An 11,574-nucleotide genomic window follows, 5' to 3' on the forward strand; every position below is an offset into this window, starting at 1 on the left:
TTTGTGTGCAGCGCAATGTCATCTTGTGCATCGCGACATTGGTTGAGAGCTTTCTCCCTCTGAAGCAGCCCTTCCTGGGCGTTTCCTCCCTAGACTTGGGCCCTGGTTCGCCAGGGCCCTTTTTTTGTCTGAAGCGTGGGGGCGGGGTCAGAAGGCGGAGCGGCGACGCTCCGGCTCAAGGGCGGACCAGTCCTCGGCCCCCATGGCCCGCGCAAAGGCCGTCATGTTCTTCTGGAGCGAGGGGAAACCGCGGCTGCGCTCCAGCCGGGCCTCATCCATATAAAGACCGCGATTGATCTCGATTTGCAGGGCGTGGAGCCCGCGGGGCGGGGTGCCATAATGCTCGGTGTTGAAGCCGCCGGCATAGGGGTTGTTCCGGCTCACGCTATAGCCGAGATCGCGCAGGATACTCTCCGCCCTTGCGGTAATGCTGCTGGCGCAGGAAGTGCCATAGCGGTCTCCGAGCACGATGTCGGGCCGGTTGGCGCCGCTGTCATCATCGGCAGGGCCGCCCACGGAGGGCATCGAATGGCAGTCGATCAGCAGCGCAAAGCCGAAAGCGGCATGGGTTTCTTCCAGCAGCCCGCGAAGCGCATCATGGAAGGGCATATAGAGGTGGCGGATGCGCTGCTCGGCCTCTTCATAGGCGAGAGGCTCGCGGTAAATCTCTGCCGAATCAGCGACCACCCGCGCGATTGTGCCGATACCGCCCGCGACGCGCAGCGAGCGCGTATTCACATGGGGCGGCAGGGGCTCGGCAAACATGGTCGGGTCAAGCTCGTAAGGCTCGCGATTCGCGTCGAGATAGGCGCGGGGGAAGCGGGCCTGAAGAAGCGGTGCGCCAAGCGCCACCACGCCCGCAAACAGCTCCTCCACGAAACAGTCTTCCGAGCGCCGCAGCGTTACCGGGTCGAGATTGGAGCGGCTTACAAAGCGCAGCGGGTAGCATCTGCCGCTATGGGGAGAGCTGAAAACAAAAGGAAGTGTCTGCCGGACCGGCCTTTCGATCAGCAGGGGGTGTTCGAAGAGCGTGCGTTCATCCTGATCGAAGCTGACATTGCCGCGCTTCGCTTTCCAGGTCGGTCTGTCGGGGACAAGATCCATTGCGGAGGATGCTGCAGAGGGTTGGTCGTTGCGCGTTCTGGTCCGCAAACCATAGCACGAGGCGGCCTTGCGGGGCGAATGACCTGAAATGGTGCGGAATTTATACCCTGTTTACACTCGCAGCCTTATTCTTGACCCCGATTGATCGCTTTTCCCCTATCGTGGACAGGCGGTTTCGAGGGCGGGTTTCTCAAGGAAGTGGCTGGGCAGGCTGATGGCACGAATTCTCCTCGCAGAAGATGATGAATCCATGCGCCGTTTTCTGGCGAAAGCGCTGGAAAATGCCGGCCATGAAGTGGTCGCCTTCGGGCAGGGCGATGAGGCGCATCGCTGCCTGAAGCGGGATGTCTTCGACATTCTTCTGACCGATATCGTTATGCCCGAAATGGACGGGATTGAGCTTGCGCGGCTCGCGGCCGAACTCGACCCCACGCTCAAGATCATGTTCATCACGGGCTTTGCGGCCGTGGCGCTCAATCCGGAAGTGCCGGCCCCGGCGGAAGCCAAGGTTCTCTCCAAACCCTTCCATCTGCGCGATCTGGTGGCGGAAGTGGACCGGCTGATGGCGGCCGCCTGAACGGCCCGAGGGCAAAGGCTAGCCCCTTAAACGGGCCGGGTTTTCCGACTTGTCATCGAGGATTATCCCCGATATAGGAACGGCCTCCGGAGAAAATCCGGCAGGTGCCTTCGGGCACCCTGTTCCCAATGGCAATGGGCGTGTAGCTCAGCGGGAGAGCACTTCGTTGACATCGAAGGGGTCACAGGTTCAATCCCTGTCACGCCCACCATTGCCAGACCCGCGCATTTTCCGGATGCGCTACCCGTGCCTCACCCGAAATGATTTTGTGTCATTTGCCCATAAAGCGGGCGGATGCTGGCAAATTGCCATTTTCGCACCGGGGCAAATAGCCTATCCAGTTAGGCCGCATTCTGCGGCCTTTCGTTGCCAGCAGGGCGTGTGCGCCTGGCCCGTCAAAAACTGAGGTTGCCTGACAGGCACAACCCCGAAGAGCCCTATCTCATGCTGAATCTGTCTTCGATAAAGCTTTCGCCTCGCAACATCGTGATGGCCGCAGTCGCGCTGCTGGTCGCTGTCATTATTGTTGTCTTCTTTTATCGCCTCTATGGGCGGATAGCGGGGCAGCAGGCTTTCGGCTTCCCGCCGCCCGTGGTGGAGGTGGTCGAGGCGCAGAAGGGTGAGATCGAGGTTGTTGTCTCGGCGCTTGGTACGCTGCAGGCGGATCAGGCGATTGTGCTGCGGCCCGAAATTACCGGCATCGTCACCAGCATCGATTTCAAGGATGGCGAGCGTATCGAGGCGGGTGACGTTGTCATCAAGCTGGATGATCGCGACCTGAAGGCGCGGGTTGCGCAGGCAGAAGCGCGGCTGACGCTGACGCAGGCGAATTACCAGCGCGCCGAACGGCTTTTGAAGCAGGGTTCCGGCACGGCGCGGGCGCGCGATGAGGCGCTCAATGATTTCAAGTCGGCAGAAGCAGAAGTTGCCGCCGCAAGGACCGCGCTCGACCGGGCGACGATCACGGCACCCTTCTCCGGCATTATTGGCCTTCGGCAGGTCAGCATCGGCCAGTATCTGACAGCGGGGCAGGATATTGCGACGCTCGCAGATGTGGACAATCTGCGGATCGACTTTCAGGTTTCGGAAGTCTTCCTCACGCAGGTCAAGCGCGGTCAGAACGTGAAGGTGACATTCGATGCGCTGCCCGGCGAGGAATATGAAGGGATCATCAGTGCCGTTGATCCGGTCGTCAGCATTGATGGTCGCTCGCTCAGCGTGCGGGCGCTGATCCGCAATGAGGGCGACAGGCTGCGCCCCGGCCTTTTTGGCCGCATCGAGATTGTTGTCGATACGCGTGACTCCATCCTGTTGCCGGAATCATCCATCGTTGCCTCACCCGCAGGCGGCAATGCGGTATTCCAGGTGGTGGACGGAAAAGCGCAGATGACGCCGGTGAAAATCGGTGAAAGACGGCCGGGTCAGGTCGAGATTCTTTCCGGGGTGGAGCCGGGTGCGCTCGTGATCTTTGCCGGCCAGCTCAAGGTGCAGGATGGCGGCGAGGTAGAGATCGTGTCGTCGGAAGAAAATACGGCGCCCTCACCGGCAGCCGGGGAATAAGCGGGGAGCGGGCATGCATATTTCTGAACTTTTCATCCGCAAGCCCGTCTTCGCAACGGTCGTCAGCCTGATCCTCATGTTGATCGGGTTTGTGTCCTATGACCGGCTTTCGGTGCGGGAATATCCCGAGATCGACGAGCCGGTTGTTACCGTCACCACGGTCTATCGCGGCGCGAGCGCGTCTGTTGTCGAGCGAGAGGTGACGCAGCCGCTCGAAGATTCGATGGCGGGTATCGAGGGCATTGAAGTCCTTTCTTCCACCAGCCGCGCCGAAGAAAGCCAGGTGACGGCGCGCTTCACGCTTGAAACCAATCCCGATGTGGCGGCGAGCGATGTGCGCGACCGTGTGGGCCGGACGCGCGGTCTTCTTCCCGACGAGATTGACGAACCGATCATCGCAAAGGTTGAGGCTGACGCGCAGCCCATCATGTATATCGCCTTCAAGAGCGATCGCATGTCGGCGCTGGAAATCACCGACTATCTCGACCGCGTGGTAACGGACCGGTTGCAGAACCAGCCGGGTGTGGCGCAGGTCGCAATTTTCGGTGGCCGTGAATATTCGATGCGTGTCTGGATCGACCGCGAAAGGCTCGCGGCCTACGGTCTCACCGTGCAGGATGTGGAAAACGCCATCCGCACCCAGAATGCGGAAATTCCGTCGGGCCGTATCGAGAGCCTTGACCGCGAATTCACCGTTGTTTCCAAGACCGCGCTTCAGACGCCGGAAGAGTTTGAGGAGATCGTCGTCAAGGAAAGTGACGGCTTCCAGATTCGGCTCAAGGAAGTAGCGCGTGTGGAAGTGGCCGCCGCCAATGAGCGGCGCTCGGCAACCTATAATGGCGAGACTTCCATTTCGCTTGGCGTGGTGAAGCAGGCGACTGCGAACCCGCTCGACGTGGCGGCCAATGTGCGCCGGACGCTGGATGATCTGGCGCCGACCCTGCCCGCGGGCATGGGCGCCTTTGTCGGCTATGACACCTCGATCTTCATCGCGGAATCGATCAACTCGGTTTACGAGACGATCTTTGAAGCCATTGTTCTCGTGGTGCTGGTGATCTTCGTTTTCCTGCGCACCATTCGTGCCTCGATCATTCCGGTGGTGACGATCCCGATTTCGCTCATCACCAGCTTCGGCATCATGCTGATGCTGGGTTTCAGTATCAATACGCTCTCGCTGCTCGCCATGGTGCTTGCCATCGGCCTCGTGGTGGACGACGCGATCGTGATGCTTGAAAACATCTATCGTCATATCGAAGAAGGAAAGACGCCTTTCCAGGCCGCCATTGAAGGCTCGCGGGAAATCACCTTCGCGGTTATCGCGATGACGCTGACGCTTGCTGCGGTTTACGCGCCAGTGAGCTTCGCCGAAGGCCGCACGGGCAAGCTCTTTCTGGAGTTTGCGCTCACGCTGGCAGGCGCGGTTGTGGTGTCGGGCTTTGTTGCGCTGACGCTGACGCCGATGCTTTGCTCTAAGCTGCTGCGCCATGAGGTGAAGGAAACCCGCCTGCAGCGCTGGTTGCGCGAACAGCTCGAGGCGATTGACGGTGCCTACAAGAATGCACTGCGCAAGGCGCTTTCGCGGCAAGGGGCGGTGGTTGCGGCAGCGGGCATTGTCGCGATTTCCTGCGTCGGGCTTTTCATGCTGCTGCAACAGGAACTCGCCCCGGTTGAAGATCGTGGCACGCTGCTTGTCGTGGCACAGGCGCCGCAGGGCGCGACGCTCGAGTTTTCGACGCGCTATGCGAAACAGATCGAGTCCATCTATGTCGATATTCCTGAAGTCGCAGGCTATCTCGTCGTTTCCGGTTTTCCGCAGATCACCGATCTCGTTTCCTTCTCGCGCCTCGTTCATTGGGACAAGCGGCGTCGCACACAGCAGCAGATCGTCGAGACGTTGCAGCCGAAGCTTGGCCGCATACCGGGGCTGATGGCCTTTGCCGTCAATCCGCCCTCGCTTGGCCAGAGCGGGCGCTCGCTGCCGGTTGAATATGTCATTCAGGCATCGAGCAGCTATGAAGATCTCGAACGCTATGTGAACCAGATGATGCACGAGATCCGCAACCATCCGGGTTTCGTCAATCCCGACACGAACCTCAAATTGCAGAAGCCGCAGCTCGACATCACCGTGAATCGCGCCAAGGTGGTGGATGCGGGCGTGGATGTGGCCACGGTCGGCCGCACGCTCGAGACGCTGCTTGGTGGTCGCCAGATCACGCGTTATGAGCAGGCGGGCAAGCAGTATGATGTGATCGTGCAGGTGGAGGACGAGGAGCGGCGCACGCCCGGCGACATCAGCAATATCTATGTCCGCGGCAGGACGGGCGAGATGGTGCAGCTTTCCAACCTCGTGACGGTTGAGGAGACGGTTGCGCCGAACTCGCTCAACCGCTTCAACCAGCTTCGTGCGGCGACGATTTCGGCAAACCTTGCGCCCGGCTTCTCGATGGGTGAGGCGCTCACCTTTCTCGACGAGACCGCAGCGCGGATATTGCCCGATGTTGCGCAGACGGATGTGGACGGTCAGTTGCGCGAGTTCGTCAAGTCTTCCGGCACGATCATGGTGACTTTCGTGCTGGCGCTGCTGTTCATCTATCTCGTGCTTGCAGCGCAGTTTGAAAGCTTCGTTGATCCGTTTGTTATTCTCGTCAGTGTGCCGCTTTCGATTGCGGGTGCCTTGCTGCTGCTCTTCCTGACCAACACCACGCTCAACATCTATAGTCAGGTGGGCCTGATCACGCTTGTCGGCCTTATCAGCAAGCATGGCATTCTGATCGTCGAGTTCTCGAACCAGCTTCGGGAGAAGGGCAATTCAATCTATGACGCGGTGATCGAGGCGGCGAGCATGCGTCTGCGTCCGATCCTGATGACGACGGGTGCGATGGTGCTGGGCGCGCTGCCGCTGGCACTTTCCTCCGGTGCGGGTGCAGAAAGCCGTCGCTCCATCGGCTATGTGATTGTGGGTGGTATCAGCTTCGGCACGCTGCTCACGCTTTTCGTGGTGCCGACGGTCTATCTTCTCATCGCAAATGCGCGGGAGAAACGTCAGCAGGCCAAGCTCGCCTCGGCGTCCGGTGCGCCCGCTGAATAAGCTCAGAAGTAGCGCGCGACCCTGATCTGTACATAGCCGTCATCGGCGACGTGATAGGTCGGGTCGCGTTGCGGCACGTTGGAGAAGAGATGCGCCTCAAGGGAGAGGCGATAATTCTCCGCAAGCCGCCGCTCGCCCTGAAAGCGGAAGCCGAGCGCACCCGTTTCCGTATCGACGACCGTGCCGGCGAGTATGCTTGTTGTTGCCGCATCATTGGCCGCCCAGCGCAGTGCAAGGAAGGCGTCGTTCTGATAGGGGTTGCGCTGGTTCATACCCCGCGTGTCATAGGCATATTCGACCACGGTACCGAGATCGCCCTCCGTGCCGAAAACGCCGTAAAAGGTGTATTCGATGCCGCCCGTGGCCGCGCCGTAATTGTCACCAAGCTCGCGCCGTCCGAAACCTTCAAGCTTGTAAAGCCAGGGACCGATGGTTGCCTGAACATCGAGGGATACCTGCTTCATCAGCGGGTAGAAAGGGGCGAGCACAAGATTGCCGCCTCCATCCAGTGCAGGATTGAGGATCGGATCGCGCGCTGTCCCCTGAAACAGGGAAAAGCCGAGATCAACATCCCCGAAAGTGTTAGAGTAGCGCGCTGCAAGATCGGTGCGCCATTCCTTGGCGCCGCTTTCATATTGTGTGAGCTTCTGGTCCACCGGAATGTTGGTCGCGGGACGGCCATCCTTTCCGGGGAAGGTGCGCTCCCTGAAGCCCGGCAGGATGAAGGCCTCAAGCGTACCGAAGGATTGAAAGCTGCGCAGCCTGATCATGGGCTGGCCGAGCTTTTCTTCTTGCTTGATCGGGTCTTCGATCAGATCAAGCTGATTGATGACATCGACTAGATGGACGGCTTCGGTGACGCCCCAGAAAACCTTGTCGATGCCGACACGGATTTCCCAGTCGCTGCCATAATGCGCATAGCGCGCTTCACGAATGTCCCAATGGCTGCGCTCGCTGTCGCGCTGGTCGAGGCGGACGAAAGGCGTGAAGACGAAAGAGCCGTCATTGCTCTCCGGCAGATACTGAAAGGTCGCTTCGGCGGCGACAGAGTGGCCCGTATCCTTCTGGCGCGGGCTTGAGGCGCTTTCCGTAAAGATGCGCGCCTCCGGCTCGATATAGCCGCGCAGCGTGAATTCATCCGCTGCGGCGGGTGAGGCGGCGAGAGCCAGCGCCGCTCCGCAGAAGGCGTAAGCGATCTGCCCTTTCCCTGTATACCGTGGTTTCACGTTACCCGCTCCCGGATCAGGCTGATGTCAACGCGCCCGTTCAAGACTTGCCGGGGCAAAGTCATTTTCCGTCAGTCCTGTGCGGAAGCGATAATCCTGCCAGATGAGCTGTGTCTTCTTGCCATTCTCATGGTTCGACATTTCAAGCTCGCGCGGCCGCCAGATGCCTTCGAGGTAATTTTCATAGCCGCTGATGGTGAGGGTTTTCAGCAGCGAGGATTTGCGGGCGTAATAGTCGATCTTGCGAAGCAGATAGTCGCTTGTGTCGATCCAGACGATCTGGCGCGTATAGCCCGATCCTTCATAGGCGGGCACGCGCTCCACGACATGGCATTCGCGGTCGCCGCAAGGCTCGTCGCGGAGCCAGCTATAGGTGAACTTGCCGATCTCCTGCGCGGCGAGGTCTTCAAAGGCAAATTCGCTGCCGACAAAGGGGCCGGATTTATTGGCGGAGGAAATGCGCTTCACGCGCTTCACCGCCGGAAGATAGAGCCACTGGTCATCCGGCTTGCCGACATAGGCATGAGTGAGAAGAGCGGTGCCTGCCACATCAAGCGGCCGGTCAAAAACCATCAGGCTCAGATCGCCTTCATTCTCGCCCGTGCGCTCCAGCATGGTGAAGCGGAGCTGGCGCTCGCTTATTGCGCCTGCGGCATTGGTCAGCACCATTTTCAGGTCGGCATAGGCATCGCCCCAGCCGCGATCGCGGGCATCCATTTCCTCGACAATCGCAAGTCCGCGCGCGGCCGGATCGGATTCCGGCGGCAGCGTAACGTCAGCAAAGGCGGTGGTGCAGAGAGCCCAGGTGGCTGCCGTGGCGGCGAGCAATTTGGCGAATGATCCGGTCACGCTTCCCCCTCCCGTTCCGATTCACGGGGAGGATCATGCCTCTGCTGTCCGTGTGATCCAAGAAAAAAGCTGATCTTCGGTTAATCGGCGCGGGCAGCAGGCGTCAGAAGGGCTTGTCGCCATCCACCGTCACGCGTTCCATGTGGCGGCGATACCCGTGGTAATCGTTCAGCGCGAAATGTTGCGCGGCGCGATTGTCCCAGAAGGCGAGCGCGTTCGGCGTCCAGCGGAAGCGGCAGGTGAGAGGCTCTTGCGTACAATGCTCGAAAAGGAAGTTGAGCAGCGGGCGGCTTTCGCGCTTCGTCATCCCCGAAAAGCGTTCCGTGAAAGCGGGGTTTACATAGAGCGCCTTCCGCCCCGTTTCCGGGTGGGTGCGCACAACGGGATGTTCATAGGAAGGCGTGTCATCGCCCGCCGTATCAATATTCATTGACTGTCGCTTCTGGGCGGAATGGCCGCGCTCGCTATATTCGCCCTTCGCCGTATGGATGGCGGTGAGACCTTCCAGCATTTTCTTCATGCCATCCGACAGCGTTTCATAAGCGAGATACTGGTTCGCCCAGAGCGTGTCGCCGCCATAGGGCGGTACTTCCTTCGCATAAAGGATCGAGCCGAGGGCAGGTTTCTCAAGGAAGGACATGTCGGAGTGCCAGCCGCCGCCGAAATTGATGCGGTCTTCCGGCTCCTTGATGATCTGCATGATTTCGGGATGCTCATCCATGCCCTTCACATAAGGATGGATGTTCAGCGTGCCAAAGCGGCGGCCAAAGGCTTTGTGCTGTTCATGGGTGAGGTGCTGATCGCGGAAGAAGATCACCACATGATCGAGAAAGGCCTGATGGATATCATCGAAGGTCTCGTTGGAAAGCTCCTTGGAGAGATCCACACCTTCAATCTCGGCACCCAGCGCGCCGGAGATCGGTTTCACGGTGATGGTCTTGTATCCCATGGGGCAGGCCTTTCTCGCTTTTCGTGTTGCCTTCCGTCAGGCAGTTGCTTTCGCAAAGGCAGGGCGTGAGGAGATGCGCTCGTAATAGGCTTTCACCTTCGGGAACTCATCCGTCAGCAGGCCAAACAGGCTGCAGAGCATCAGCGCATAGCCGAGCATGATATCTGCTGCAGTGAACTCGTCGCCGCAAATATATTCGAGGCCCTCGAGGTTTGCCTCAACAACGGCGAGCATCTTCTTCGTGCTCTCCACCGCTTCGGCGGCGACTTGCGGAATGCGCTTGTCTTCGGGGCGGATGAGCGTGTGCTGCGCGATATTGCCGATCGGCACCATCAGCGTTGCTTCCGCAAAGTGGAACCAGTGGAGAAAGCGCTTGCGCTTCGCGCTGCCGGGCTTCGGCTCAAGGCGGCCATTGCCGTGCTTTTCGAGCAGATATTGGGAGATGGCCCCTGACTCGTTCATCACCTCGCCTTCATCTTCAATGGCAGGCACTTTTCCGAGCGGATGGACAGCGAGATATTCGGGCGACTGCAACGTATCCGGCGAGAAGGCGAGCGTCTTCAGATCGTAAGGAATACCCAGTTCTTCGCAGAGCCAGATGATGCGGACAGAGCGCGTATTTTTCGCATGGTAGATTTTGAGCATGTTCTCTCCCTGAGCGATGACGCCACTTTCCGGGCGTCTCAATAGCAATCGGGAAAGCTTAACGGAGAGAAGGAGGCATGTCAGTCTGCCTGTTCAGGCAAGGCGCCAACGAGCGATGCGCGTTGCGACATCTCGATCCAGTTACCGTCCGGGTCGCGAATGAAGGAAATGCGTGCGACCTTGCCAAGCGTTTGCGGCGGGCGGCCTTCCGTGCCGCCGCGGGCGAGAATGGCGGCGTGTTCCCTGTCCACATCGCGAATCTGAATGGTGATGTAGCGCCAGCCCGGCCCTTCAAAGGGAAGGTCGGGCACGGCATCTCTCGCCTTCTCGAGAAGGATCACGCTGTCACCGCAGTAAAAGCTGTCGCCACCCTGTTCCGGCACATCGGGCAGGCCAAGCGCGATGGCATAGAAGCGGCGATGCGCATTCACATCCCGCACGCCGAGCCGCAGGCCGATGCGTGTGATGCCATAGAGACCGGGCGGCACGAGTGTGACGCGATTGCCATCCGGGTCGGTGAGCGAGCGGGGCCGTGAGAGCCCTTCGCGCGCAATCAGCAATTCGCGGTAGCCGGAAGGCGCAAGGGCGGGCAGTTCATTCCGCGCGTGATTGATCTTCAGAACGGAACCGAGAAGATCATGGCGGTGCTGCTGCAGGCCATTGCCGAGCGGCAGCATATGGTCGAAGGGGATGCCGACTTCGTTCTGCCAGAAGTCGAGCATCGCTTCGAGGTTGATCGTGAAGAGGCCGACATCGATGCGCGGTTTTGCGAGTTCCATATCGGCCTCTCCCTGTTCTTATGGTGCTTCGTTCGAGAAGATGATGGTGCCTGAGGAAGCGAACATGCCGCCCACACCATGCGCAACGGATATTTTCGCGCCTGGCACCTGTGCGGGGGCGATACCCCGCATCTGGCGCACGCTTTCCTGAAGCGCATACATGCCATACATGCCCGAATGCATGTAGGAGAGGCCGCCGCCATTCGTGTTGAGCGGTAGCTTTGCGCCGGGCCGCGTGTTGCCTTCGCGGATGAAGGCGGCCCCTTCGCCGCGCTCGCAGAATCCCAGATCTTCAAGTCCGTAGATCGGCAGATGCGCGAAGGCATCATAGATCATGAGGTGATCGACATCCGAATGGCTGATGCCGGCCTCATCGAAAGCCTTCTTGCCGGAAACGCGGAAAGCTTTGGAGGTCGTGAAGTCTTCCATTTGCGAGATCATCGGCGTCTCGCAGCTTTCACCCGTGCCGAGAATGTAGACAGGTTTTTGCGGGAAGTCCTTTGCACGCTCTGCAGTTGTCAGAATCAGTGCGCCACCGCCATCTGTCACGAGGCAACACATGAGCAGGCGGAAGGGCCAGGCGATCATTTTCGAGTTCAGCACATCATCAACCGTGATGAGGTCGCGGAAGCTCGCGCGCGGATTTTTCGCGGCCCATTCGCGCTGCACGACTGCCACATGGGCAAGGTCTTCTTCGGTAATGCCGAAGGTCTTCATGTAGCGAAGGGCAGGGATGGTGAACATGGTTGGCGGGTTGGTGATGCCATAGGGCACCTCGAACTGGCCCTGCTGGCTTG

At 59.7% G+C, this 11,574-nt stretch carries 10 protein-coding genes and 1 tRNA gene; 4 read left to right on the forward strand and 7 right to left on the reverse strand.

Annotated features, from left to right (window positions below; all coding sequences use genetic code 11):
• Positions 1 to 147: 147 nt before the first annotated feature.
• Positions 148 to 1,104: an N-formylglutamate amidohydrolase gene (locus WBF74_RS02050; protein WP_424434416.1), complete on the reverse strand. Its 957-nt coding sequence runs from the start codon at positions 1,102 to 1,104 to the stop codon at positions 148 to 150.
• A gap of 214 nt (positions 1,105 to 1,318) precedes the next feature.
• Here WBF74_RS02050 and cpdR point away from each other — a divergent pair, with 214 nt between their 5' ends.
• The 4 genes from cpdR to WBF74_RS02070 all read left to right on the forward strand — a co-directional run bounded on the left by cpdR (position 1,319) and on the right by WBF74_RS02070 (position 6,329).
• Positions 1,319 to 1,681 (forward strand): cell cycle two-component system response regulator CpdR, encoded by a 363-nt coding sequence (gene cpdR, locus WBF74_RS02055; RefSeq protein WP_424434419.1) that lies wholly within the window; start codon positions 1,319 to 1,321, stop codon positions 1,679 to 1,681.
• Positions 1,682 to 1,817: 136 nt separating this feature from the next.
• A tRNA-Val gene (locus WBF74_RS02060) sits at positions 1,818 to 1,892 on the forward strand.
• A gap of 233 nt (positions 1,893 to 2,125) precedes the next feature.
• A complete protein-coding gene (locus tag WBF74_RS02065; RefSeq protein WP_424434422.1) occupies positions 2,126 to 3,241 on the forward strand; it encodes an efflux RND transporter periplasmic adaptor subunit in 1,116 nt (371 codons plus the stop codon).
• A 13-nt stretch (positions 3,242 to 3,254) separates the two neighbouring features.
• Entirely contained in the window at positions 3,255 to 6,329 is a 3,075-nt protein-coding gene (locus tag WBF74_RS02070; protein WP_424434425.1) for an efflux RND transporter permease subunit, read from the forward strand.
• A gap of 2 nt (positions 6,330 to 6,331) precedes the next feature.
• Here the strand turns inward: WBF74_RS02070 and WBF74_RS02075 are convergent, their stop codons facing one another.
• The 6 genes from WBF74_RS02075 to WBF74_RS02100 form a co-directional block, all read right to left on the reverse strand.
• Entirely contained in the window at positions 6,332 to 7,555 is a 1,224-nt protein-coding gene (locus WBF74_RS02075; protein WP_424434428.1) for a hypothetical protein, read from the reverse strand.
• A 27-nt stretch (positions 7,556 to 7,582) separates the two neighbouring features.
• On the reverse strand, positions 7,583 to 8,404 hold the full coding sequence (locus tag WBF74_RS02080) for an outer membrane lipoprotein-sorting protein (RefSeq protein WP_424434431.1): 822 nt from the start codon (positions 8,402 to 8,404) through the stop codon (positions 7,583 to 7,585).
• Between the two features lie 103 nt (positions 8,405 to 8,507).
• A complete protein-coding gene (locus WBF74_RS02085; RefSeq protein WP_424434434.1) occupies positions 8,508 to 9,353 on the reverse strand; it encodes a TauD/TfdA dioxygenase family protein in 846 nt (281 codons plus the stop codon).
• 36 nt (positions 9,354 to 9,389) lie between these two features.
• Complete coding sequence (locus tag WBF74_RS02090) at positions 9,390 to 9,998, reverse strand: glutathione S-transferase family protein (protein WP_424434437.1); 609 nt, start codon at positions 9,996 to 9,998, stop codon at positions 9,390 to 9,392.
• Between the two features lie 80 nt (positions 9,999 to 10,078).
• Complete coding sequence (locus WBF74_RS02095; RefSeq protein WP_424434440.1) at positions 10,079 to 10,777, reverse strand: VOC family protein; 699 nt, start codon at positions 10,775 to 10,777, stop codon at positions 10,079 to 10,081.
• Positions 10,778 to 10,795: 18 nt separating this feature from the next.
• A partial coding sequence (locus WBF74_RS02100) for a thiolase C-terminal domain-containing protein (RefSeq protein WP_424434443.1) occupies positions 10,796 to 11,574 on the reverse strand: 779 nt, incomplete at its 5' end.

This window comes from Parvibaculum sp. (assembly GCF_049672805.1).
In the GTDB taxonomy this organism is placed as follows: domain Bacteria; phylum Pseudomonadota; class Alphaproteobacteria; order Parvibaculales; family Parvibaculaceae; genus Parvibaculum.

Coding starts and splice junctions, on each gene's coding strand:
- WBF74_RS02085 (WP_424434434.1), bottom strand. CDS start 9,353: ATGGGATACAAGACCATCACCGTGAAACCGATCTCCGGCGCGCTGGGT.
- WBF74_RS02070 (WP_424434425.1), top strand. CDS start 3,255: ATGCATATTTCTGAACTTTTCATCCGCAAGCCCGTCTTCGCAACGGTC.
- cpdR (WP_424434419.1), top strand. CDS start 1,319: ATGGCACGAATTCTCCTCGCAGAAGATGATGAATCCATGCGCCGTTTT.
- WBF74_RS02095 (WP_424434440.1), bottom strand. CDS start 10,777: ATGGAACTCGCAAAACCGCGCATCGATGTCGGCCTCTTCACGATCAAC.
- WBF74_RS02050 (WP_424434416.1), bottom strand. CDS start 1,104: ATGGATCTTGTCCCCGACAGACCGACCTGGAAAGCGAAGCGCGGCAAT.
- WBF74_RS02090 (WP_424434437.1), bottom strand. CDS start 9,998: ATGCTCAAAATCTACCATGCGAAAAATACGCGCTCTGTCCGCATCATC.
- WBF74_RS02065 (WP_424434422.1), top strand. CDS start 2,126: ATGCTGAATCTGTCTTCGATAAAGCTTTCGCCTCGCAACATCGTGATG.